General features: G+C 64.2%; 23 protein-coding genes. 6 read left to right on the plus strand and 17 right to left on the minus strand.

The window, feature by feature from the left end:
- Window positions 1-64: 64 nt before the first annotated feature.
- The 3 genes from BMW76_RS11110 to BMW76_RS11120 all read right to left on the minus strand — a co-directional run bounded on the left by BMW76_RS11110 (window position 65) and on the right by BMW76_RS11120 (window position 4550).
- Complete coding sequence (locus BMW76_RS11110; protein WP_090865172.1) at window positions 65-1033, minus strand: hypothetical protein; 969 nt, start codon at window positions 1031-1033, stop codon at window positions 65-67.
- Between the two features lie 338 nt (window positions 1034-1371).
- Window positions 1372-2457, minus strand: coding sequence for an alpha/beta fold hydrolase (locus BMW76_RS11115; RefSeq protein WP_090865173.1), 1086 nt, complete (start codon window positions 2455-2457; stop codon window positions 1372-1374).
- A 194-nt stretch (window positions 2458-2651) separates the two neighbouring features.
- On the minus strand, window positions 2652-4550 hold the full coding sequence (locus BMW76_RS11120; protein WP_090865174.1) for an AI-2E family transporter: 1899 nt from the start codon (window positions 4548-4550) through the stop codon (window positions 2652-2654).
- Window positions 4551-4962: 412 nt separating this feature from the next.
- On the opposite strand from BMW76_RS11120, the gene pdxR reads away from it, so the two are divergent.
- Window positions 4963-6519: a MocR-like pyridoxine biosynthesis transcription factor PdxR gene (pdxR, locus tag BMW76_RS11125; RefSeq protein ID WP_090865175.1), complete on the plus strand. Its 1557-nt coding sequence runs from the start codon at window positions 4963-4965 to the stop codon at window positions 6517-6519.
- 31 nt (window positions 6520-6550) lie between these two features.
- Here the strand turns inward: pdxR and BMW76_RS11130 are convergent, their stop codons facing one another.
- The 7 genes from BMW76_RS11130 to benA all read right to left on the minus strand — a co-directional run bounded on the left by BMW76_RS11130 (window position 6551) and on the right by benA (window position 13371).
- A complete protein-coding gene (locus BMW76_RS11130) occupies window positions 6551-7087 on the minus strand; it encodes a cupin domain-containing protein (RefSeq protein ID WP_090865176.1) in 537 nt (178 codons plus the stop codon).
- The gene (locus tag BMW76_RS11135) at window positions 7084-7827 is read right to left on the minus strand and encodes an NAD-dependent epimerase/dehydratase family protein (RefSeq protein ID WP_090865177.1); all 744 of its coding nucleotides are present in this window, start codon (window positions 7825-7827) and stop codon (window positions 7084-7086) included. The genes BMW76_RS11130 and BMW76_RS11135 overlap by 4 nt, the downstream gene beginning before the upstream one ends.
- A 166-nt stretch (window positions 7828-7993) precedes the next feature.
- Window positions 7994-9160, minus strand: coding sequence for a porin (locus tag BMW76_RS11140; protein WP_090865178.1), 1167 nt, complete (start codon window positions 9158-9160; stop codon window positions 7994-7996).
- 426 nt (window positions 9161-9586) lie between these two features.
- On the minus strand, window positions 9587-10366 hold the full coding sequence (locus BMW76_RS11145; RefSeq protein WP_090865179.1) for a 1,6-dihydroxycyclohexa-2,4-diene-1-carboxylate dehydrogenase: 780 nt from the start codon (window positions 10364-10366) through the stop codon (window positions 9587-9589).
- Window positions 10367-10371: 5 nt separating this feature from the next.
- The gene (gene benC / locus BMW76_RS11150) at window positions 10372-11394 is read right to left on the minus strand and encodes a benzoate 1,2-dioxygenase electron transfer component BenC (protein ID WP_090865180.1); all 1023 of its coding nucleotides are present in this window, start codon (window positions 11392-11394) and stop codon (window positions 10372-10374) included.
- 79 nt (window positions 11395-11473) lie between these two features.
- Window positions 11474-11977, minus strand: coding sequence for a benzoate 1,2-dioxygenase small subunit (gene benB, locus BMW76_RS11155; protein WP_090865181.1), 504 nt, complete (start codon window positions 11975-11977; stop codon window positions 11474-11476).
- Window positions 11974-13371 (minus strand): benzoate 1,2-dioxygenase large subunit, encoded by a 1398-nt coding sequence (gene benA / locus BMW76_RS11160; protein WP_090865182.1) that lies wholly within the window; start codon window positions 13369-13371, stop codon window positions 11974-11976. The genes benB and benA overlap by 4 nt, the downstream gene beginning before the upstream one ends.
- A gap of 162 nt (window positions 13372-13533) precedes the next feature.
- Here benA and BMW76_RS11165 point away from each other — a divergent pair, with 162 nt between their 5' ends.
- Window positions 13534-14457 carry a LysR family transcriptional regulator gene (locus BMW76_RS11165; RefSeq protein ID WP_090865183.1) on the plus strand — a complete coding sequence of 308 codons (924 nt, stop codon included), beginning with the start codon at window positions 13534-13536 and terminating at the stop codon, window positions 14455-14457.
- 63 nt (window positions 14458-14520) lie between these two features.
- On the opposite strand, the gene BMW76_RS11170 is transcribed toward BMW76_RS11165, so the two are convergent.
- Window positions 14521-15915, minus strand: a complete 1395-nt coding sequence (locus BMW76_RS11170; RefSeq protein WP_090865184.1) for a dihydrolipoyl dehydrogenase — start codon at window positions 15913-15915, stop codon at window positions 14521-14523.
- A 165-nt stretch (window positions 15916-16080) separates the two neighbouring features.
- Between BMW76_RS11170 and BMW76_RS11175 the strand changes: the two genes are divergently transcribed.
- From BMW76_RS11175 to grxC, 3 genes are all read left to right on the plus strand, one after another.
- Window positions 16081-17082, plus strand: a complete 1002-nt coding sequence (locus BMW76_RS11175) for an AraC family transcriptional regulator (protein ID WP_090865185.1) — start codon at window positions 16081-16083, stop codon at window positions 17080-17082.
- 239 nt (window positions 17083-17321) lie between these two features.
- Complete coding sequence (locus BMW76_RS11180) at window positions 17322-17666, plus strand: DUF4148 domain-containing protein (RefSeq protein ID WP_245763175.1); 345 nt, start codon at window positions 17322-17324, stop codon at window positions 17664-17666.
- 35 nt (window positions 17667-17701) lie between these two features.
- Entirely contained in the window at window positions 17702-17986 is a 285-nt protein-coding gene (gene grxC, locus BMW76_RS11185) for a glutaredoxin 3 (RefSeq protein WP_090865186.1), read from the plus strand.
- A 61-nt stretch (window positions 17987-18047) separates the two neighbouring features.
- Here grxC and BMW76_RS11190 read toward each other — a convergent pair whose 3' ends face one another.
- The 4 genes from BMW76_RS11190 to BMW76_RS11205 all read right to left on the minus strand — a co-directional run bounded on the left by BMW76_RS11190 (window position 18048) and on the right by BMW76_RS11205 (window position 20757).
- Complete coding sequence (locus BMW76_RS11190) at window positions 18048-18953, minus strand: M23 family metallopeptidase (protein WP_090865240.1); 906 nt, start codon at window positions 18951-18953, stop codon at window positions 18048-18050.
- A gap of 290 nt (window positions 18954-19243) precedes the next feature.
- Window positions 19244-19483 (minus strand): hypothetical protein, encoded by a 240-nt coding sequence (locus BMW76_RS11195; RefSeq protein ID WP_090865187.1) that lies wholly within the window; start codon window positions 19481-19483, stop codon window positions 19244-19246.
- A gap of 32 nt (window positions 19484-19515) precedes the next feature.
- Window positions 19516-20223 (minus strand): YceH family protein, encoded by a 708-nt coding sequence (locus tag BMW76_RS11200; protein ID WP_090865188.1) that lies wholly within the window; start codon window positions 20221-20223, stop codon window positions 19516-19518.
- Window positions 20224-20370: 147 nt separating this feature from the next.
- A complete protein-coding gene (locus BMW76_RS11205) occupies window positions 20371-20757 on the minus strand; it encodes a hypothetical protein (RefSeq protein WP_090865189.1) in 387 nt (128 codons plus the stop codon).
- Window positions 20758-20930: 173 nt separating this feature from the next.
- Between BMW76_RS11205 and BMW76_RS11210 the strand changes: the two genes are divergently transcribed.
- Entirely contained in the window at window positions 20931-21359 is a 429-nt protein-coding gene (locus BMW76_RS11210; RefSeq protein ID WP_090865190.1) for a TOBE domain-containing protein, read from the plus strand.
- Window positions 21360-21446: 87 nt separating this feature from the next.
- Here BMW76_RS11210 and BMW76_RS11215 read toward each other — a convergent pair whose 3' ends face one another.
- Together BMW76_RS11215 and BMW76_RS11220 are read right to left on the minus strand one after the other, a co-directional pair.
- Complete coding sequence (locus BMW76_RS11215; RefSeq protein ID WP_090865191.1) at window positions 21447-22277, minus strand: DMT family transporter; 831 nt, start codon at window positions 22275-22277, stop codon at window positions 21447-21449.
- A 224-nt stretch (window positions 22278-22501) separates the two neighbouring features.
- Complete coding sequence (locus BMW76_RS11220) at window positions 22502-23896, minus strand: FAD-binding oxidoreductase (RefSeq protein ID WP_090865192.1); 1395 nt, start codon at window positions 23894-23896, stop codon at window positions 22502-22504.
- Window positions 23897-24180: the final 284 nt, after the last annotated feature.

Below are 24180 nucleotides of genomic sequence, written 5' to 3' on the forward strand. Positions count from 1 at the left end.
CCCCGGCATCGTTCGCGTGCCGGGGCCTTTTTTGTGTTGTTGCTTGCTCGCAGACGCAACGGACTCAGACGAGCGGCAGCGTCTGACGTTGCAGCGTCGGCTTCATGACCGGCGTGAGCGCGTCGAAGATGCGCTTGCCTTGCTCTTCATCGATCAGGCTGCCGAGCAGCGAGCGAAAGCGCGGCTCTTCGACGCCCGACACGATGTATTGCCAACGATACGCGTCGAGCATCGCCGCCTGCACTTCCGCGAATTCGGCGTGCATCAGCGTGCGGCCCACATGCTCGCAAAAGTACGCGGCATCTTCTTTCGCCTGGATCTGCACGAGCCCATCGACGCCCGCCACGAGCGCGATCAGATCGCCGACGGCGGCGTCGCGCTCGGGCTTGCCGAGCTTCGCGTCCTCACGCATCCATTCGAGTTCGTCGATGATCGCGTGCTGCGACTCTTCCTTCCAGTGATACATGAACACGTCCTTGAAGAGCGGCGACAGGCTGTCGTCGGCTTCGATGCTCTGCCGGTAGTGCACCTGCGAGAAGATTTCGATGTGGCACGTCAGCGCGAGAATCGACCATGTCGATTTGCCGAGCACGAAGGAAGCGACATCGTCGGCATCGGGCAGGAAGCGATAACCCGCGGGCATGTCTGCGCCCGCGAGCAGTTCCATGCGGCGGAACAGCTCCTGGTGCTTCAGTTCCTCGTCGGTGAGACGCACGATCGCTTCGAGCGCGATCTGGTCGCCTAGCGCGTGATCGCGTCCGAGTTCGAGCATCTTCGCGCCGATGAAGCGTTCGACGAGCCGGAACATATTCGCGTAAGTGCGCCCCTGTACCTGCGACCAGAAACGGCGTTCGGCTTCATTCAGGAACGGCAGGCGATAGGCCTGGGACAGCCCGTCGGGCAAAAACTTCTGAGTGGTATCGAGCGTGCGTCCGCGTATCACGTCGTCGTCGATGTCCCAGCGGATGCGCTTGGACACTTCGACGCATTTGGCGTAGCGATGAGAAGGCAGTGAATACTCTACGGCTTGCATCTTCGGATTCCTGTCGGCCCCGGCGCTGAAGCCAGGTGGGCCTGCGATGGGGGCAGTTGCGGGATTGCAGTGGGGATGGCGCCAGAAAGAGAACGACGCAAGAAGGCGCCGACTCAAAGCGCTGCGCCGCGGCCAGCTGCGTGTTGCGCGTCGTGACGTATCGCTCAGGAACGCATTCTGTTGACGGCCGTCGCAACGGACATGAGACACGCGTCCCGGTGTGGCCGATAAGCACCGCAACAACGCGGAAAAAAGCCGGGACAGACGCCCCGATGTGCGCCCTGATATGTGCCGCGCAAAGCGGCGCATGAGCGTCACGCGAACGTCTCACATGACCGTCATGTAGTGGGCGCGTCGAAGCCCGCCTTGCGCGCCATCACGATCGCCTGCGCGCGGCTTTCCACTTCGAGCTTCGAGAAGATGCTCGTGATGTGATTGCGCACGGTCTTCTCGGAGAGACCGAGTCGCGCAGCGATCTGCGCATTGTCGCGACCGCCCGCGATCAGTTCGACGATCTCGCGCTCGCGCCGCGTGAGCGACGAGAACACCGGGTCGGCCGCATTCGCGGGCGGCAGGAACGCGCGCACTTCATTGCGCCAGCGCTGCCACGCGGGCTCGCAATCGAGCGTCAGATGGTTGTCGCTTTCGAGCGGCACGAAGCGCGCGCCCGGAATCATGCTGGCAAGCAGGCGGCTTTCTTCGAACGGCACGCGCGCGTCGCGCACGGCATGCATGACGAGCGTCGGACACTGCACGTGCGGCAGCAGATCGACGACGTCGATGCTATTAAATACGCGCATGATGCGCGCAGCGTTTTGCGGCGTCGTCGAAATACGTTCGAGTTCGTTGAACCAGCGATGCTGTTCTGCGCTGCCGCCCGGAATGAACTGCGTGGTGAAGAACTGGCGAAACGCGGGATTGTGCTGGCCCCAGCCGATCTCGGCGAGCTTGATCAGCGTCTGCGCTTCTTCGCGCGACTGCTCCGTGCGCGAACGGACGAGCCGTCCGCGTGCATAGCCGCCGTGCAGGATCAGATGTGATACGCGCGCGGGAAACGCAACGGCATACGTGATTGCAATCGACGCGCCCTGCGAAATGCCGAGCAGCGCAAAGCGATCGACGCCGCTCGCATCGATGATGGAGACGAGGTCGTGCTTCCACGCATCGAATGAGATATCCGCGACGTCGTGATCGGACAGACCGCAGCCGCGCTGGTCGTAGCGGATCAGCGTGTGTTCGCGGCACAGTTCCGCGATCATGTGATGCCAGACGGGACTGTCGGGATCGAATTCCAGATGGCTCAGCCAGTTTGCGGCCTTGACGATGGGCGGTCCCTTGCCTGTCGTCGCGTACGCGATGCGCATACCGTCGCGGGCCGTGCACAGCCGTATCTGTTGCCTGCAATGCGAGGCGGACGCGGGCATGGGCCTCCCGGCGGCGAATGACAAAAGCTTGCGAACAATGCGACGCGCGCTTTCATTGAGCTTATCACCGCAGGGATTTTTTGCCGCATGAACACGCGGGCACGCGACGCTTCATCGATAGAAATACGCCGAACGTATGAAGCACGTGACGCATTACGAAGCCACGTGAACGCACGGAACGAAGAGCGGCCCGTTTACGCGCCGATGCTCCGGGCCGATTTCTCGACGAGCGGCGTAGCCATCGCGCAGGCGGCCTGCACGCATTGATTGACGAGATCGCCGAATGCGTTCGCGTTGTGCGTGCCGTTCAGCGCGCCCACTTCATCGACGCGCGCCGACTGTCCGCCGATACCGACGATCAGTTGCGCGCCGGGCGCGCGCTCGCGAATGCGCCGCAACAGATTGCGCAGATAGGGCGGCGCTTCAGGCGCATCGAGCGTGATCACGCAGATGATCGCCGCGCCCTCGATGCCGAGCGTATCCGCGTGGCCGCGCCTGAAGTGCGCGTAGTTCGTCACGACGGGCGCAAAGCCGCGGCGCGTCAGCAGTTGCAGCGCGATGGCCGTCGTGACTTCGTCGAATGCGCCGCGGCCCGCCACGCACACGACGCGTTGCGCGGCGGCGTCCTCGGGCAGCACGGCGGGCAGCGCATCGAGCGCATTCGGATCGGGCTTGTGCTCCGGCAAGCCGTCGAACTGCTCGAGGTTCTCGACGATATCGACGAGCGTCTCGTTCATCCGCGCGAGCTGTTCGGGCGCGAACACGCCGCGCAGCGCATCGTTGCGTGCGAGCCGCAAGCCTTCGCGCGCGACGTCGTCGTAGTAGCGCGTGAGCGGCATCTCTCTCAGGAAGCGGTCGGCCTGCACGATCGCTTCGTGCGGATCGTCGGCGAGCAGCCGCTGATAAAAATTCTGCGCGGGCGTGAGCGCGGGCTGATCGCCGAGCAGCACCGTCAGGAACTTCAGACGCTCCGCATAGCGGCCCAGCGTGACGAGGCACAACGTGAGGGGCGTCGACAGCACGAGGCCGATAGGCCCCCACAGCCAGCTCCAGAAAATCGCCGCGACGACGACGGCAAGCGGCGAAAGTCCCGAGCTATGCCCATACAGCAGCGGCTCGACAACCTGGCCGGCGACGACATCGATGGAGACGAACAGCACAAGAGTCCACACGGCCATCGTCCATTGCGGCTGGATCGCGGCCGCGAGAATCACGGCGAGCAGCCCCGCGATCCATGTGCCGATATACGGCACGAAACGCAACAGCGCAGTCAGCACGCCGAACAGCAGCGCGCCCGGCACACCGATGATCGCGAGCCCGATCGCGATGGTCGCGCCCGCGCCGAGGTTCACGCCCAGTTGCGCGACGAAGTAGCGCGACAGACGGCTCGCGGCATCGTTGATCGCAGTGGTCGTGCGGTGCAGATCGCGCGCGCCGAACAGGCGTATCAGCCGGTCGCGCAGATCTTCGCGCTGCAACAGGATGAAGATCGTCACGACGAGCACGATGAACATCGTCTCGAGCGGCCCGACGACAGGCGAGAACACGCGCTGCGCGACCTGCAGCGGCGACGGAATGGGCTCGTGGACCTCGACGGGCAGCGGCGCCGCGACGGTCGGCTTCTGCGAGCGGCCCGGTTCGTGAGGCGGCGCGGGACGTTCGGGCGCGACGCGCGCAAGCGCGGAGGCGGCGCGCGTGAGGAGCGCATCGGCGCGCCCGACCGTTTTTTCCTGCACGGTCTCGACCTTGCGCTCGATGGCCGCCTGATATTGCGGCAGCGAGCTTGCGAGCTGCGCGACCTGCGCGCCGATCAGCGTGCTGACGGCAAGCAGCGTGACGAGAGCTGTGAGCACCGCGACGAAGATCGACGGCAATTGTCCGAAATGAAGCCGGCGCAGCAGGCCGACGAGCGGCGCGAGCAAAAAGCTCAGCAGCACCGCGAGCGTGATCGGGATCAGCACCTCGCGCGCGAAGTACAGCCCGCACACGACGACCACGAACGTAATCACCGACGTGAGACCAAGCAGCCCCGGCGTTCCCGATGGATAGACCCGGTTGCCGGAAGGCCGTTGCGGGGTGATGGGCAGTTTCATGACGTCGTCGAAAGAGGGCGCGGCGCGCGGCCCGCAGCAAATTTGTCCCGTGGGACAGGACGGGTTTGCAAGGCGATGCGCGAGCGCGGTGTGCGGTACAGCTTCACCGTCCGCGCAATCGATGCGCGGCGGCAGCTTGCCTGGGCTTTGCCTGACACGGTTGTTCTCGGCATGTTCGTCTGTCGGCGGATGGCGCGCGCCATTGGCGGGCCTGCAACATAAAGCAAGAGACAGGCCGGGCGGAAACGTGCGTCCGGTGCGCATTCGCCGACTATTACAGTTTATCAATTGCGCGGCCGGCTTTTGTCTGACGTAGCGAATGGTCGTGTCGGCATAATGCTGGAATTGGCCTGGTGATATTCGCGTTCCGTCGATTGAGTATCGAGCCATTTACGCAAGGAGGCACATCGAAATGCGCCGCGCAACCGAAATCGACATCGCGCTGAACGCGCGGCCCGACGGCATGCCGTTGCAGCGCTGGCTGTACGGCGAACTGCGCGCGGCGATCCTGGACGGGCGGCTTGCACCGGGCGCGCGCCTGCCCGCAACCCGCGACCTGGCTGCGCGTCATCGCGTGTCGCGCGGCACGGTGCTGGGCGTGTTCGCGCAACTCGCAGCCGAGGGTTATCTGTCGGGAGCCGTCGGACGCGGCAGCTTCGTCGCGAGCGAACTGCCGGATGTGCGTATCGAGTCCGCGCCGACGTCAGCGCCCGCGTCGACGCCGGCTTCGGCTGGCGCGCGGGTTGTTCGTCGAGCGGCGAGCGCTGGCCCATCCGCTGATGGCGGCAGCAACGCGGGCATCGGTTTGTCCGCGCGTGGACGGCTGCTCGCGCGCAGCACGTTTGCCGTCGAGGGGCGCTCGTTCCCGTCGCGCGCGTTTCGCCCGAGTCAGCCCGATCTGCAGTCGTTTCCGTTCGCGTTGTGGGCGCGTGTCGCCGCGCGCCGCTCGCGCCAGTCGAACCGCTCGATGCTCGCGGACGGCGAGGCGCAAGGCTATGCGCCGCTGCGCGAGGCGATTGCCGCGCACGTGCGGGTGACGCGCGGCATCGCGTGTTCGGCGGATCACGTCGCGATCGTCGGCAGCGTTCAGCAGGTGCTCGATCTGTCCGCGCGGCTATGGCTCGATCCCGGCGATACGGTGTGGCTCGAAGACCCCGGCTATCCGGGCGCGCGTCTGCTGTTCGAAGCGGCGGGGGCGCGCATCGCCGCTGTGCCCGTCGATACGAACGGCATCGATGTCGCGGCGGGCCGTCAGCTTGCGCCGCACGCGCGGCTCGCTTACGTGACGGCGGGGCGGCAGGCGCCGCTCGGTCCCGCGCTTTCTTTGGAGCGGCGGCTCGCGCTGCTCGACTGGGCGCACACGCATCGCGCGCTCATCATCGAGGATGACTACGACAGCGAATATCGCTTCGAAGGACGTCCGCTTGCCGCGCTCAAGAGTCTCGACAGCGCGGGCCATGTGATCTATTGCGGCACGTTCAGCAAGCTGCTGTTTCCTGCGCTGCGCATCGCGTATGCGGTGCTGCCCGCGCGTCTCGTCGAGCCGTTCGTCGCGGCGCTGTCGCTGACGAGCCGCCATGTGCCGCTCGATCAGCAGGCGACGCTGCACGCGTTCATCGCCGAAGGTCACGCGGGCCGGCATGTGCGGCGCATGCGCGAGCTGTATGGCGAGCGTGCCGGGGCGCTGCGCGAAGCGGCGCGCCGGCATTGGACGGGCCTGCTCGCGTTGCCGCCCATCGTTGCGGGTCTCGATGCGCCCGCGTTCTTGCCCGTAGGCGCCGACGACGCGCTCGCCGCCCGTCTTGCCGCCGAAGCAGGCATCGAGACGCGGCCGTTGTCGTCGTACTCGGTGCAGCGCGAAGCGCCTGCGGGTCTCGTGCTGGGCTTCGCGGGCATCGGCGCGCAAGAGATCGATGCGGGCGCGAGAACGCTCGCGCGCGTGTTGCAGCGGATGCTGTACCGCACGTAAAGCGCGGGGGCGAGGGCGTGCGTGTGCCCGTTCAGGGCGGCAGCACGAGCGGGCCGCAATCCGAATCGGTGACGAACACGGCGAGCAGTTTTGCGGGCCGTGCGGGGTCCGGATTCTCTGCGAACTCATGCAGGGTGCCCGGCGGCTCGAACCATGTCTGACCGCTGCGATAGTCGATCGCGGGACCGCCAGCCAGTTGCGAGCGCACCCTGCCTTCGATCACGAACGCCGTCACCGATCCAGGATGCCGATGCGCGGGCGTGAACGCGCGCGGCGGATAGTCGACGATGACGGTCGTCACGGACTTGCCGGGCACGTGCGCCAACGGCTCGCACGATAGCGGACGCACGGTCGTCGCGGGTCGGCGGGCCGCATCGGAAGGCGGCGATGCGTCGCTCAACAGCGGCGTGCTGCACATCGCCGCGAGCCACTGGAAGGCGGGGCGCGTCGGCAGCGCGGCAAGCGGAGCGAGCGCGAGCAGCGACAGCGTGGCGAGCGTCCGCACATGCCGCACATGCCGCACATGCCGCACATGCCGCACGCCGGCGAGCCTGCGTGCGGCGTTCATCGTTCGACGCCCGCAAGCGGGCGCCGCCAGTTCGCCGACCAGCCGAGCTCGCGCTTCGCTTTCTCGGTGGACACGACGGGATTGTCTTCGGCAATGTTGAACGTGCCGTGTGCGCCGTGTTGCAATGCGAGCAGCGCTGCGAACGCCGCTGCGTCGACGTGCAGCGGACTCGCGCCTCGCGCGTGATCGAAGCCCGTGCCTGGCCCATAGAGTTGACCGTAGCGCAGCACCGCGCCGACGAGCGGCGCCTCCAGCACCTGCGTTTCGAGCGACACGACCCCGCGCACGGTGACGAGCCGGTCGCCTCCCGAATGTATGTCGAGCGGCTGCGTTTCGTCGTAGGGCTGTGCGCCTTCGCGGTAAGCCCACGCGATGCTCTGCGCGATGAACCGCGTGCTGCCCGCCGATAACGCAGCCGCGAGCAGATTGCGCGTGCCTTCGTCGCGAATCCGCGCATTGCCTGCGAGCGCGTTCGCCATCTTCGAAGGATCGAGCGCGGGCGGCAGGTCGGTCAGCTGATGGATCACGCACGCGGGCTGCATGCGCATCAGCGCCTCGCCGAGCGCACGCGCATCGAACACGTCGACGATGACGGGCGCGGCGCCCGCCTGTTCGAGCCGCGCCGCGCGGTCGGGACGGCGCGTGCTGCCGTAGACGGTATAGCCCGCGTCGACGAGCAGCGGCACCAGCGCGCTGCCGACAGCCCCCGTTGCGCCCGCAAGAAAGACTTTCGTGTTCATCCGATGATCTCCGTATAGGCCGGACTTGGCAGCCCGTCACACGGAGATTACTGTCGATAATGGCCTGTAGAAAGAGCCATTATCGACAGAATGCTTGAGCCAATTTCGGCCAGTGCCGCCACGGAAATGCACCGGGCGTCGCACACCCGATGCATCGCATGCCGCATTAGAACTTGTGGCGAATGCCCAGGTTGACCATCTCCTGATGGCTCGTGCCTGCATAGCCATACGAGCCGATCGATGCCTGCGCGTCGGTGACCGTGTTGGTGGTCGCGTCGCGCGTCTGGCCGCTCGCATGCTGATACGCGGCCGTCATGTAGAGATCGGTGCGCTTCGACAGCGTGTAGTCTGCGCCGATCGACACCTGGTGGTACGTGGCCGACGTATCGCCGTTCGAATGCGTGTAGCTATAGCCGGCGCCGAGCAGAATCGCAGGCGACGCCTGATAGTTCAGGAAGCCCTGGCCCGTGTTGTAGCGCTCGTTCGAACCGAACACCGAACTGCCGTCGCGGCGATACTGCGCGTTGCTGTAGCCGAGGCCGAACGTGAACGGCCCCAACGCATATTGGCCCGCGACGCGTGCAATGCCGATCGAGTGAGCCGTCTGATAACCGAGGTTGATCGGGCCGTCGAATGTGCCGTCCGACGTGCTGTTCCATGTCGTGCGAATGCCTTGCGATGCGGGGCTGTTGGTCGTGTAGTAGTAGCCGGCTGCGAGGCCGAGCGGGCCATTGTTATAGGCGAGTGCGCCGGAATACGACTGCTCGGAGCCCGTGCTGCCCGCGACGCCGCCGAACGAGTACATCGCTTCGAACTGAAGTCCCGAGAAGACGGGTGACGTGTACTTCACCGCGTTGTTCACGCGGAAGCTGTTGTCGTAGTTGTCGACGTCGCCCGGTGTCGCGAACGCGCTGCCGAAGTAGTTGTCGGCGGTGATGCCTTGCACGAGGTCGATCAGCGGGTCGTACTGGCGGCCCAGCGTAATGGAGCCGTACTGATCATGCGTCAAGCCGACGAATGCCTGACGTCCGAACAGGCGGCCGCCCTGATTGAGCTTGCCGTTGCTCGGATCGAAGCCGCTTTCCAGTTGAAAGATCGCCTTCATGCCGCCGCCAAGATCTTCGCCGCCTTTCAGGCCCCAGCGTGTGCCGGACAGATTGCCTGCGCTGGTATTGCCGAGCGACCACAGGCTGTTGTTGCCCGATGCGTTGTGAACGTAGGTGATCCCCGTGTCGATCGTGCCGTACAAGGTGACGCTGGTTTGTGCGTGGGCGGTGCTGGCTGTCGCGGCCATCGCGGCCAGCGACATCATCGAGAGGGCAGTGCGCTTCATTCTTCTCTTCTCCTGCGTGTGGGTAATTCAGGTACTTCGTCAGGTACTTCGCGAATGAACGAGAGACTAAAGGCGCACGCAAGGAATGTAAAAACACCAAAAAGGAGCATTCGATATATTCACAACAGCGAACTGCGGCGATTATTGCGGCCACATACAAACTGTATTTCGGCGTGGACGTTTTGTGATGGACATTGCGTCTATTGTTTTTCTCTGGCGCAAGTCAGGGCGAGATGAGATGCGAGATTGAGGTGCATCGCCATCCAAATGCGGAATATTGCGGAAACAACGATAGTCCATTTCCTGTTGCGGCGTTTTTTGTTTCGCGCAATGCTCTAGACTTAGCGGTGTTTTATCCTGTCTGCACGCAAGCAGACAACCACGCTTCAACGCGGCCTTGGCCGCGTTTTTTTTGCGCGCGCGACTTCAACCCTGATCGCCGCCGCCCACGGGCAGCACGGTGCCCGTGATGTACGACGCTTCGTCCGACGCGAGAAAGAGAATCGCGCCGACCTGTTCGTCGATCGTTCCATAGCGATGCATGAGGCTCGTCGCTTTCGTCTGGTCGACGATGGCCTGATACCAGAGCGCTTCCTGCTCCGTCTGCGTATCGGTGTTGCGCGGCACGCGCCGCACGGGTGCTTCCGTTCCGCCTGTCGCGACTGCGTTGACGCGGATGCCGTCGGCGGCATGCTCGAATGCGAGACTTGCCGTCAGCGCATTCACGCCGCCCTTCGATGCCGCATACGGCACGCGATAGATGCTGCGCGTCGCAATCGACGAGACGTTGACGATTGCACCACGCTTGCGCTCGATCATCGAAGGCAGCACCGCGCGGCAGCACCAGAGCGTCGGAAAGAGCGAGCGCCGCACTTCGGCTTCGATCTGCGCTTCCTCGTATTCCCGATACGGCTTCGCCCAGATCGTCCCGCCGACGTTGTTGATCAGCACATCGATGCGCCCGAATGTGCCGAGCGCCGCGTCGGCGAGCTTGCATGCGCCCGCGTACGTTTCCAGATCGGCGATGACGGTGAGGCAGCGCGCGCCCGGCGCAGAGATTTCGGCCGCTACGTCATGCACGAAATCCGAGCGGTCGCACAGCACGAGCGTCGCGCCCTGGCTTGCCGCCGCGATGGCGACGCCGCGCCCGATCCCTTGCGCCGCGCCCGTCACGACGACGACTTTTCCTTCGAAGCGTTGGTTCATGATCGTCAGGCCGCGTTGGTGGCAGAGAACTTTTCGTAGTGGAAGCTCGCGGGTGTCACGCCGATTTCGCCGAGCCAGCCGCGCACTGCATCGACCATCGCGACGGGTCCGCACAGGTACACATCGACGTCGCCGCCGTTGAGCCATTCAGGCTCGACATGCGCCGTCACGTAGCCCTTCAGCGGATGACGGCTAGACGCATCGGCGACACAGGTGCGGTACTCGAAGTCTTGCAGCTTGCCTCGCGCCGCATCGAGTTGCGCGAGCGCGACGAGGTCGATGTCGTTGGTCACGCCGTACACCATCCGCACCGGCTGCTTTGCAAGGTCTTTCGCGGCAAGCACGTCGAGCATCGACAGGAACGGCGCGATGCCCGTGCCGCCTGCAAGAAAGAGCACAGGCCGTGTCGCTTCGCGCAGATAGAACGCGCCGTAGGGCCCCGAAAACGCCACGCGTTGACCGGGTTGCGCGTGGCTGCTCAGATACGTGCTCATCTTGCCTTCGGGTACGTTGCGCACGACAAACGACACGCGCGATTCGCCCGGCGCAGAGCTGAACGAATACGAGCGCGACAGTTCGCTGCCGGGCACTTCGACGTTCACATACTGGCCAGCGAGAAACGACAGCTGATCGGGTGCATCGACGTCGATCGAAAATTCGATCGTCGAACCGGAGAGCTTGTGCACGCTCGCAAGCGTGCCTTCATGACGCGCGACGCCCGTCTTGCATGCAGCCGATGAAGCGGGCACGCGGATCACGCAGTCGGAGCGCGGGCGCGTCTGGCAGGCGAGCACATAGCCTTTCGCGGCCTCTTCGGGCGTTAGCGCATCTTCGATATAGCTCGATTCCGGCAAGTCGTACGAGCCCGATTCGCAAAAGCCGCGGCATGTTCCGCATGCGCCGTCGCGGCAATCGAGCGGAATGTTGATCTTCTGCCGATAGGCGGCATCCGACAGCGTTTCGTTGTCGCGGCACGTGATGAAACGCGTGACGCCGTCTTCGAACTGAAGTGCAATGCGATGTTCCATGGACTGCTCCTGACTTCCTTGTACTGCGTGCGTATCGTGGCTGACTCGTGATCGATTGATCGCGAGTCGCGAAGCGCGTTCAGATGTGATAGACGTCGATCACCTGATTGATGTAGTCGTTCTTCAGCACGACATACTTGTTCAGGATTTGCGGCGACTCGCCGTTGAAATCGATCACATAGCGCGACATGCCGAAGTAGCTGTAATTGGTCTTGTAGCGATGGCTCAGCGTGTGCCAGTTGAAACGCACCGTGCAGACGCCGTTGTCTTCACTTTCGAGTTCGACGTTGCTGATGTTGTGGCTCGTGCGTGTGTCGGGAATCGTCGCGCTCGATCGCTCGGTCTTGATGCGGAACACGCGGTCTTCGAGGCCCTGGCGGCTCGGGTAGTAGATCAGCGAGATCTCGCGCTGCGGGTCCGTGATCAACTGATCCGTGTCGTCCCATGAGGGCATCCAGAAGACGACGTCCGGGTGGTAGAGTTCGAGCCACTCGTCCCATTGCTCGTCGTCGAGCAGACGCGCTTCGCGATAGAGAAACGCTTGAATTTCAGCGAGCGTTGGCGCTGTGATAATCGTGCTCATGCTGCGCTCCTTTCCGCGCTTTTTGCCGCACCGGCTTGCGTTTCCGTTGCGAGCGCGTTGCGGATCGTCTCCACCCAATAGCGGTGCTGGATCGTGTAAAGCCCTTCGTCTTCCGTCTTCACGCCACTCAGGAGCGGCTTGAGGCCGATCTTTTGCGCGCCTTCGTCCGCGCCTTCGATCCAGTGCGTCGAGCCGCGGCACATGTCGTTCCATTCGACGGCGCGCGCAGCGTAGCCTTGCTGGCAGGCGCGGAATTCTTCGAGGTCGTCGGGCGTCGCCATGCCGCTCACGTTGAAGAAGTCTTCGTATTGGCGAATGCGGCGCGCGCGTGCTTCATCGGATTCGCCTTTGGGCGCGATGCAATAGATCGTCACTTCCGTCCTGTTCACCGACAGCGGCTTCAGCACGCGAATCTGCGAGCCGAACTGATCCATCAGATACACGTTCGGATAGAGGCACAGGTTGCGCGAGTTCTGGATCATCCAGTCGGCTGTTTCGCTGCCGCAGCGCGCGGCGAATTCGTCACGGCGACTGAAGTTCGGACGGTCTTCGGGATTGGCCCAGCGCGACCACAGCAGCATGTGGCCATGTTCGAACGCATAGAAGCCGCCGCCCTGGCGGCCCCAGCCGCCCGCATCCATTGCACGGATCTTGTCTTCGGCCGCGTTCTTTTCCTTCCGGTGATTGGTCGTCGCCGCGTAATTCCAGTGCACGGCCGACACGTGATAGCCGTCCGCGCCGTTTTCCGCAGTCAGCTTCCAGTTGCCTTCATACGTGTACGTCGACGAACCGCGCAGCACTTCGAGGCCGTCTTCCGACTGGTCGACGATCATGTCGATGATTCGCGCCGCTTCGCCCAGATATTCGGCAAGCGGCTTCACATCGGGATTCAGGCTGCCGAACAGAAAGCCGCGATAGTTTTCGAAGCGCGCGACTTTCTTCAGATCATGCGAGCCCTCGTGATTGAAGCACTCGGGATAACCCGCTTCTTGCGGGTCTTTCACCTTCAGCAGCTTGCCGCTGTTGTTGAAGGTCCAGCCATGGAACGGACAGGTGAACGTCGCCTTGTTGCCGCGCTTGTGGCGACACAGCATCGCGCCGCGATGCGTGCACGAATTGACGAGCGCACTGAGTTCACCCTGACGGTTGCGCGTGATGACGACGGGCTGACGGCCCATCGTCGTCGTGAAGTAATCGTTGTTCGACGGAATCTGGCTTTCGTGCGCGAGATAGATCCAGTTGCCCTCGAAGATGTGCTGCATCTCGAGTTCGAACAGCGCTTCATCCGTAAAGGCGCTGCGATGCAGGCGATAGTCGCCGCGCGCCGGATCTTCGACCAGATAGTCGTCGATGTGCTTGAGCTTCGGACTGCGGTCCGGGTAGATGGGGATCATCGGATGTCTCCTGCCACAGGGTTGCTGTCTCGCTCGCCCATTCGGTTGCTACCCGAAAGGTATAATTTGTGAGGGCGCTGCGGTTGTGTGAAGAGTAGTTGGCGCACATATGGCGCGTCCAACACTGATTTAGTATCAGTTCAATATCCGAGGGGTATCGTCATGGAGTTGCGCCATTTGCGTTATTTCGTCGCCGTGGCCGAGGAGCGCAACTTCACGCGCGCCGCGCAGCGGCTGCACATCGCACAGCCGCCGTTGAGCCGCCAGATGCAGCAGCTCGAAGACCTGCTCGGCGTGCAGCTTTTCGTGCGCAATTCACGGCCCGTCGAACTGACGGACACGGGGCGCTTCTTCTATTCGCACGCGGTGCAATTGCTCGCGCAAACGGCGGAGCTCGAATCGATGACGCGGCGCGTCGGCAAGATCGAGCGCAGCCTGTCGGTCGGTTTCGTCGGCTCGACGCTGTACGGCATGTTGCCGAAGATCATTCGCCGCTTTCGCAACGAACATCCCGCTGTCGAGCTGACGCTCGTCGAAATGTCGACGATGGATCAGATCAAGGCGCTCAAGGAAGGCGTGATCGACGTGGGCTTCGGGCGCATCCGTCATGAAGACGCGAGCATCAGGCGCATCGTGTTGCGCGAGGAACGGATGATCGTCGGACTGCCCGTCGGGCATCCATTGTCGGAATTGAAGCCGGTGTTGTCGCTGCACGATCTCGTCAACGAAACGCTGATCATCTTTCCGAAAGCGCCGCGCCCGAGTTACGCGGACCAGGTGCTCGCCGCATTCCACGATCGTGGATTGGAGCCGAAGCGCATCTATGAGACGCGCGAACTTCAGATCGCGTTGGGACTGGTTGCGGCGGGCGAGGGGATCTCCGTCGTGCCGACGAGCGTGTACGGACTCAAGCGCGACGATGTGAGCTACAAGGAACTCGACGATTCGAATCTGGTGTCGCCGATCATCATGAGCATGCGGCAGCTCGACGAATCGGAAGATCTCACCCAGATGCTCGAACTGATTTATCGGCTATACGAAGAAGAACACATGGAGTACCTGCCGCCGCATGAAGAGGGCACGTGACGATGCGCTGGTCTGGTTTGCCGCCTTCATCGCCGGCAAACCAGTGACCCAACCGTACGTTCATCAGGTCTTCGGCAGTTGCGCCGCTGCATTGCGCAACGCGGTCCGCAGTCCTTCCTCGACGACGGGGTGATAGAACGGCATCGCCAGCATCGCATCAACCGTGAGGTTCATCTGCAGCGCCCACGACAGCAGATGCGCGATGTGTTCGGCGTCCGGCCCGATCCACTCGGCGCCGACAAAACGGCGCGAGGCCTTGTCCACGTACACGTGCATCAGTCCGCGATTGCGCAGCATCACGCGGCTGCGGCCCTGGTCTTCGAAGCTCACTTCGCCCGTCGCGAACGAATCCGCGGCGAGGTCCGCGTGACGCGTACCGACCATCGCGATGCCTGGCTCGGTGAACACGGCTGAAATTGGCGCGCGGCGCACGAGCGGCTTCACGTCCGGAAAGCGCGCGGCGTTTTCGCCGGCCGCGCGGCCTTCGTCGGCTGCTTCGTGCAACAGCGGCAGCACGTTGTTCGCGTCGCCGGCGATGAACACGGGATGCGTGCCCGCTTGCAGCGTCACGGGATCGAACACGGGCACGCCGCGCGCGTCGAGTTTGAGCGTCGTGTTGTGCAGCCCGAGCCGGTCGACGTTCGGCCGGCGGCCCGCCGTGACCAGCACGTAATCGAACGCGTCTTCGCGCAACTCGCCCGCGCTGTCGCGATAGCGCAGATGCACGCTGTCGCCTTCGCGCGTCGCCGCTTCCACTTGCGCATGCGGCTCGAAATGAAACGACTCGCTGAACACCTGTTGCGCGTAGCCCTTGATTGCGGGATCGCTCAGCGGGCCGACACGGCCGCGCGCGCCGAGCATCGTCACGTCGACGCCGAGCCACGCGAGCGCCTGCCCCAGTTCGAGCCCGATCACGCCCGCGCCGATCACGGCCACCTTGCGTGGCAGATCATCCCATGCGAACACGTCGTCGTTGACGATCGCGCGGTCGCCAAGCGCCTGGTACATCGGCGGCACGAACGGCGACGAACCTGTCGCGATCACGACGCTCTTCGCATGCACACGGGTATGGTCGCCGACTTGCAGCACGTTGTCGTCGATGAACTGCGCGTAGCCGATCAGCCGCTCTTCGGCCGGAATGCTTTCCGTCGACTCGACGACGAAGCCCACAAAACGGTCGCGCTCGCCCTTGACGCGCGCCATCACCTCGCGTCCGTCGATGCGCACGGCGCCATCGACATGCACGCCGAACGGCGCCGTGCGTCGCGCCGCATGCGCGGCTTCGGCGGCGGCGATCAACAGCTTCGACGGCATACAGCCGACGCGCGCACACGTCGTTCCATAAGCGCCGCCTTCGATCAGCACGACACTCGCGCCCGCGGCCTTCGCGGCGCGAAACGCGGGCAGGCCGGCGCTGCCGGCGCCGATAACAGCCACATCGATATGAAGCGTCTTCATGATGTTCCTCGCTCTGACGGGCGGGTGGCGGCTTACGACGGGTTGCTGCCGTGCGCCTCGCTGCCGTCCAGTAGAATCGGTTTGCATTGCACTGGTGCCACTGTACGGGTTGCCGTCAGGCGCGCTAATCCTCGAACGATTCAAATACATGCTCATTCGGCTCAAATGGATCTGCTAAGCCGCTTTTTGTCGCTGATGCCGGTGAGCGGACGCGTGGATATCCGCTGCCATTTCGGCGCGCCCTGGGCGATCGAAGAAGGCCCGGCAGGCGTGCGCGAGATTCCGTATCACGTGCTGCTGTCGGGTCACGCGGTGCTCGAAGACGGCAGCGGGCCGCCCGAGAAGCTGGTGGCGGGCGACATCGTCGTGTTTCCGACAGGCGGCGCGCATCGCATCCACGACGGCAGCGGCGCAAAGCCCGTCCCGGCGACGGAGCGGCGCAACATCACGCTGACGGTCGCGGAGAACGGCGGCGCGGGTGAAACCGCCGACATCCTGTGCGGCCGCTTTCTGCTCGGCGCCGTGCCGGACCGATTGCTGCGCGATCATCTGCCGTCGCGGCTCGTGGTGCGCAGCGGCGCGCACGCGAACGCAAACGGCGGCGCGCAGCCGAACGGCGGCGGCGAGGATTCGGTGAAAAGCATCGCGGGTTCTCGGCTCGCGCGCCTGATCGAGCTGATGCGCGAAGAGGCGATGGACGAGTGCCCCGGCAGCGAGACGCTCGTCAATCATCTGTCGGCGGCGCTCTTTGCATTGACGCTGCGTTTCGCCAGCGAATCGGCGCAGCCACCGCTCGGGTTGCTCGCGCTGGCGGGGCGTCCGCGCCTGCAGCCGGCCGTATCGGCGATGTTCGAATCGCCCGGCAAGCCGTGGACGCTCGACCAGTTCGCGGCGCTCTGCAACATGTCACGCGCGACCTTCGTGCGGCAGTTCCAGGAAGCGATCGGCCGCTCGGCCACGGATGTGCTCACCGAAGTCCGTATGACGATCGCGGGCCGCTCGCTGCTCGAATCGACGACGCCCGTCGGCGATATCGGCGAGATGGTCGGCTATCAGTCGGAAGCGGCGTTCCAGCGCGTGTTCAAGAAGCAGATCGGCGTGACGCCGGCGCGCTGGCGCGCATCGGGCGGACGCGTGCAAACCGCTTTCGCCGACGCAGCGAAATAGAGAGTTTCAGAAAGGGATCAGCTGCGCCCGATGGATTCGTGCGCCCGCCAGAAACCCTTGCCGCGCAAGGCTTCAAAGTGCACGCGGCAAGTGCGCATCACGCTTCGCCGCGTCGCACTGGCAACCGGTGAGCCGAACGAGCATCTTCATGAGACGCGCCGACATTAACGGCGCGGCCTCGCACACCTACAGTCGAGCCGTCCCGTCGCCGACGGCGACTCTTCTCGAAGGTGCTCAACATGAATGTGAATCGCGTTTATCAGGCGCTCGTCATCGCGGCGGCACTCGGTTTGCCGCTTGCAAGCCACGGCCAATCGCAATCGACGGCGACGCGCGCGCAAGTCCGCGCCGAACTCGCCGCCGCCCGGCAGCCCGGCCAGCTTCCGCAAAGCGATACCCGCTATCCCGAACCCGCCAGCCATCGGGCCGCCGCGCCGCATGTGCTCCATCGCTCGCATGCGTTCATCGCGGCTTCGTATGGTCCGTCGACGAACGGCAGTTCGGCTTCCGGCTTCCGCGCGATGAGTGGCCGTTCGCTCGCAGCGCCGCCGTCCGCATACGACGACATCTATCGCGGCCAGTAACCCAACGCTTTCGACATACACATAAGGAGTCAACCATGTCCGCTATCACGATCTATACGACGCCGACTTGCCCGTACTGCCTCGCGGCGAAAGCGCTGCTTTCCAGCAAGGGCCTGTCGTATAGCGAAATCAACGTGCAGAACGATCGCGCGACGGCTCTTGCACTGATCGAGCGCACGGGACGCCGCACAGTGCCGCAGATTTTTATCGGCGACACGCATGTCGGGGGTTTCGACGATCTGAACGCGCTGGAGACGGCGGGGCGTCTCGATCCGCTGATCGACGCGAACGCGGTGCGCCAGATGGAACGTGTGGCGTGATGCAGGAGCCGCGAACGGCGCAGGCCGTTCGCGGTTTTTTCTTTTGCGGTGCGCGTGTCCGTCACGAACCGACGCGCGGCAGATAGGGCGCGGGATCGACGGGCTTGCCGTCCTTGCGGACTTCGAATCGCAGAGAGCCGGCGCCGGAGGCTGGTTCAGAGCCTGGTCCCGAACCTGGTCCTTTTTCGCTCTCCGCCATCTCGGCGATCGTCTCGCCGCGCTTGACGCTCGTGCCTTCCTTCACAAGCAGTTTGCGGTTGTGTCCATAGGCCGTGACGAGTGTGTCGTCGTGTTTGATGACGATCAGCTTCCCATACGGCTTGCCGCCATCTCCCGCGAACACGACGCGGCCGGCGGCGGCTGCTTTTACCGGATCGCCGGCCTTGGCCGCGATCACCATGCCCTTCGATTTGCCCTGTCCGTACACCGCGTTGAGCGTGCCGCGCGCGGGCCAGCCGAAGCGGGTCTTGTCGCTTTTGTCCTTGTCGCCCTTATCCTTGTCGCTCTTGTCGCTGTCTTTCATGTCGGCGGCGGCTTCGCGCTTCGCGGACGCTTTGGACGCGGCTTGCTCGGGCGTTGTCGCGACAGACTTGCTGTCCTCGGCTGTATCGGGCGGCGCGACGCGCAACACGCCGCCCGGTTCGATGTGGTTCGCGTCCGAGAGGCTATTCCATCTGGCGACGTCGTCGCTGCGCCGGCCGTGAGCCGTCGCAATGCGATACAGCGTATCGCCGGGCTTGACGCGGTAATAGCCTTCCTTCACGGGCGCGAGCGGCCTCGTCGTGCTGGCCGTCACGCGGGGCGCCGGCTGGTTCGCCGATATCGCCGCTTGCGTCGGCTGGCTGGACGACCGGTCCTCGGGAGCCATCTGCCAAGGCAGCAACGTGCAACCTGCGTTCGCCAATAACAGCGCGAGACCTGCGCCCAGCAGCAGATGCGCGCGACGGTTCGATTGCGTGTGTGTCATGTCGTCTTCCTCTTGTCGTTCGGCCATGCGGGGGCACGTAGGCGCACTGGGACGGTTCGCGGCCCAAACGCGTAGAACGCCGCTCCGACAGTGAAAGTTGACGTTTGATTCCGGAATCCTGAAGGTTTTACACAGTTTCGCATTCGCGCGTTTTGCAGGCGCGTTTGTGTTGTGAAGTGTGTGCGGGAAGATGGGTTGAATCGTGATGGGCGCGCGCCGATCGCTTACTCAAGGAGCGACGTTTCTGCCATAGAGATGGCATGCGCGAACGCGCTCACGCACAACGGGTATCAAGGACGGCGCTTCTTCCATGCGTAACCGGCGGGCGGGTCCGCTGCACCCGCCTTGCCGACCGAACGCGGGTTCTCGCTGCACAACGTGACGAAGCTCACATCGCCGCCTGCCGCCTGTTTCTTGCGCAACGCCTCGGTGAACGCGAGCGCTTGCGTCATGTCTTCGTCGCCGAACCGCTCGAAGCGGGCGGTCGCCGTCGACGCGTTGCCTTCTTCGAGCCAGTACACGACAAACATGCGTTTCCCTTTCTATGACTCGTTATGCTGCTTCATGACGGGCTGTCCTTGAAATCGTCGAGCGATACGCCCAGTTCACCCGCGAGCCGCTCGACGAGCGCTTCGAGCCGCTCGACGCGTTCGCTCAACTGCCGTTGCTGCGCGCGCAGCGATTCGAGTTCGCCGGGCGGCAGCGCATCGTCGGACAGGGCCGCGCCGCGCGTCAGTTCGGGCGACGGCTCGCCGCACAGCAGATGCATCCAGCGGCTTTCGCGTTCGCCCGGTGTGCGCGCAAGCTTGACGACGCGCGGCGGATCGTTGGCCGCGAGTTCTTCGAGAAATGCTTCGACCGACGACGTATCGGCAAAGCCATGCAGGCGCGACGTCGCGAGCCGCAGTTCGGCGGCCGTCTGTGGACCGCGCAGCAGCAAGGCGGTCAGCAGCGCAGCCGACTGGCGCGGCAAGCCGAGCACACGCTCCATGTTGTGCTCGTAGCGCGGCACGCGGCTGCTGCTGCCTTCGAGCACGAGCGAGAGGCGCTTCAGGCTGTTAATCGCGTCCATGATCTCGCTTTCGCTGACGTTCATCACGGGCGAGCGCGAGGTCTTCTGGTTGCAGCCCGACGCGAGCGAATTGAGCGACAGCGGATAGGTATCGGGCACGGTGTGCTGCTTCTCGAACAGCACGCCCAGCACGCGCGCTTCGAGCGGCGTGAGCGCGCGCATGGCGGGGCGCGGGGAATCGTCGGTGGTGGCGTTCATCGGCAATAGACTCGAGTTGTATTCGGCGGCGCATGGTGGCGCGAGCGTTGCGGTTCGCGCGTTAGCATAGTCTATTGTCCCCGTAAAAGGACGGAAAGTCGTGCACGCGATCCTTGCCGACGGTCGCCTACGCCGCCGCTGCCGACGCTAGATGTTGTAAGGCTCGTCGGGCACGTCGAACAGGGCGTCGTCGACGTCGAACTGCAACGAGCAGTTTTCGTCCGATCCTGCTTCCGAGCGCATTGCATCGACGCGCTGCCGCAGCAGGTCTTTCAGGCGGCCTTGCACGATGCGGCGTTTCGCGGTCTCCAGCGTGGCATAGTGGTTGATCTGGTGATCACTGATCTTGAGCCTCGCGACACAGCGCGCGTCGAGCGTCGTGTCGCGGCCCGTTTCGACGACCCACGCCAGCGTGAGAAACGTGGTCGCACCCTCCTGATACGCACTGACAGTCGGCGATTTCGGCGATTCGAAGGTAGCGGCGAGGGCCAGTTCGATTTCCTCGATGCGCTGCGACAGATCGATCGTTTTCATGGCGGCTCCTTTCGAAGGTTCATCCTTCCATCGCAGCAACTGGGATGCCCATTCCGATGCGGCACGCGGACAGCGAACCGTCATTTGCGCGCGGTACACTGCGAGCTTCCATCGATCGCCGTTGCCGCCGCCGTTGCAGCAACGAACAACGGCAACCCAAAGGAGCCATCGCCATGCGTACGAGCGCCCGCAATCACTTCGCCGGTCAGATCACAGCCGTCAAGACGGGAGCCGTCAACGACGAAATCACGTTGCGCACCCAGGACGGTCTCGACATCGTCGCGGTGATCACGCACGGCAGCGCGTCATCGCTGGGACTCGCGGCGGGCAAGCCGGCGTTCGCGCTGGTGAAGGCGTCGTCGGTGATCGTGATGGTCGATGCGGATAGCAGCAAGGTATCGGCGCGCAATTGCGTCGCGGGCACGGTCGCGTCGGTAACGAAGGGCGCCGTCAATAGCGAGGTCATCATTTCGGCCACGGGCGGCGCGCAGATCGCGGCCATCGTCACCAACGACAGCGTCGAGCGGCTCGGCCTCGCGAGCGGCAAGGCGGCTGCGGCGATCTTCAAGGCGTCGAGCGTGATCGTCGGCGTCGATCAGTAAGCGGTTCGGCGAAAGGGCGAGCGCTGCGTCTCGATGCGCCCCGTTTGCGTCGAGACAGCGTTGTGAACGAAGTGAGGGGCGCTGCCGTCAGCGGCGCGCGACGACGAGCGCGATGCCGCCCAGGATCGCGATCGAACTGAGCGCGAGGCGCGCGTTCAGCGGCTCGCCGAGCAGTGCGATGCCGCCGATCGCGGCAATCGGCGGCACGCTCAGTTGCACCGTCGCGGCCGTGGCGGCCCTGAGTTCCTTCAGCGCCGCGTACCAGATCACATAGCCGAGGCCCGACGTCAACGCGCCGGATAGCGCCGCGAAGAGCAGCCCCATTGCGTCGATCGACATGTGGGCGAACGCGCCGGCGCTGACGGCCACGGCGAACGGAACAGCGCGGATGAAATTGCCCGCTGTCGTGGCGATTGGGTCGGCGGCGCCCTTGCCGCGCAGCGAATACACGCCCCACGCGACGCCCGCGCACAGCATCAGCAGCGACGCAAACGGAGCCGGCGCGCTGAGGCCAGGCAGCACCAGACCGACGAGGCCCGCGAGCGCGCATGCGATACCAATCCATTGATGCGGACGCAGACGCTCGCCACGCGCGAGACCGTAGCCGATCATCGTTGCCTGCACGGCGCCGAACAGCAGCAGCGCACCCGTGCCCGCCGCGAGCGACACATACGCAAATGAAAACGCCACCGCGTAGGCGATGAGCGCGAAGGCTGAAACCCAGTTGCCGCCGACCGGCCGCGAAACCCGGCGCATGCGCAAAATGATCCACAGCGCGAGGGCCGCAGACACGACGCGCATGGTCGTGAAGGTTGCGGGATCGATGGACGTGCCCTTCAGCGCGACACGGCACAGCAGCGAGTTGCCCGCGAATGCGAACATCGCGACGATCGTCAGCAAGGCGATGCGCATGCGCATGGAAAGCGGCGAGGAAAGGGTTGCGTCGGAAGTGCGCACGATACTTTAGCGTCGGGTCAGGCACGCGCGCATCGCGCAGTGCAGCGCAACGCGATTGCGAAGGCGCGAGAACGAAAGTGCAAAAACGAAAGTGCCGGACAGCAATGAGAAAGCGTTTGCTGTCCGGCAATCGCGAAGTTCATGCGCGCCATGTCACGACCACGGAGCGCGCCCCTGCACCGCAATCAGGCCATCGACGACGGCTTGATGTTCTGGTTGTGACGGAACAGGTTCTGCGGATCATAGCGATCTTTCACGGCGACGAGACGCTCGTAGTTCGGACCATACGCCGAGCCGATGCGCGTCGTTTCTTCCTCCGTCATGAAGTTCACATACACGCTGCCGAGCGCGAACGGTGCCGACGCGTCGAAGAACGCGCGCGCCCACGCGATGCAGCGCTCGTCGTCGGCGGCTTCCGTCCAGCGGCCGTGCACGTTCATCACATACTTCGCGTCGCGATTCGAGTAGGCCGTTGCATCGGGCGCGACGCGCATCGTCTGTCCGCCGATTGCGCCGAAGAAAATCTCGCACTGAGGCGACGGCAGATTGCCGATCGCATCGACGAACGCGTCGATCAGGCCGTCGTCCAGGGTCGCGAGATTGTGCGACTTCCAATAGTTGCGCGCGCCCGGCGTGAGGAGCGGATCGAAGGCCTGTTGCCATGCGGCGTACGGCATCGGCCCGAGATGCTCGCCATAGGGCGTGCCGAACTTGCGCACCTCGTCGACCACGCCCGGACCATTCGCGGCCGGCCCTGTATAGCAGACGGCGAACGCGATGATCGGCTTGCCGTGCACGTCGGCGCTGAGGAAAGGCAACGGCGGCGCGAAGCGCGCGACGGCCCAGACGGTCAGCTCGTCCGGCCACGTTTCGAAGGCGGCGCGATATTTGACGAGCGCATCGCGCGCCTGATCCATCGGCAGCACGACGAGGCCGCCGTATACCTCCGGGCCGACGGCGTGCAGCTGGAACTCGAACATCGTGACGACACCGAAGTTGCCGCCGCCGCCGCGAATCGCCCAGAACAGGTCCTCGTGAAAATCGGCGCTACAGCGCAGCAGTTCGCCGTCGGCCGTGACGACGTCGGCCGAAATCAGGTTGTCCACCGACATCCCGAAGCGCCGGCTCAGCCATCCGAAACCGCCGCCGAGTGTGAGGCCCGCGACGCCCGTCGTCGAGTTGATGCCGAGCGGCGTGGCGAGACCGAAGGCCTGCGCTTCATGATCGAAGTCGCGCAACGTGCAGCCCGGCTCGACATAGGCGCGGCGTGCGATGGGATCGATCCGCGCGGACTTCATCGGCGACAGGTCGATCAGCATGCCGTCTTCGCACACGGCACTGCCCGCGATATTGTGGCCGCCGCCGCGCACGGCCAGCAGCAGGCTGTTGTCGCGCGCGAAATTGACGGCGCGACGCACGTCGGCTGTGCCCACGCAGCGCACGATGATCGCGGGGCGACGGTCGATCATTCCATTCCAGATGCTGCGCGCTTCATCGAACGATGGATCGCCGGGCAATACCACCTGGCCTCGCGTGAGAGCTTTGAATTCATCGATTGCACTGCTGGACAGATTCGCCATGCTACACCTCCGGTACAAATGAACGACGTCCGACCCCTCGATCATGTCTGATCAAAGTAGTTCGGACGACCTGGCTTTCATTCAGTAAAACGGGGAGGGTCCGCGTGTACAAATTAACGTATACCCGCATTCGGTTTTGACCTGCGCAAAACGCGGTCCAGACGGGCTGCAAAATCGAAAAAGCCCCGCAAAACAAGGCATTTTCTGAGCGATGCACGGAGGGAGTACTCCGCGAAAACGCGTTGCATCGCGGCTGTGGTGCGGGCGCGAACGCATCGCCGGGA

Origin of the sequence: Paraburkholderia diazotrophica (assembly GCF_900108945.1) — a bacterium.
Taxonomy (GTDB): Bacteria; Pseudomonadota; Gammaproteobacteria; order Burkholderiales; family Burkholderiaceae; genus Paraburkholderia; species Paraburkholderia diazotrophica.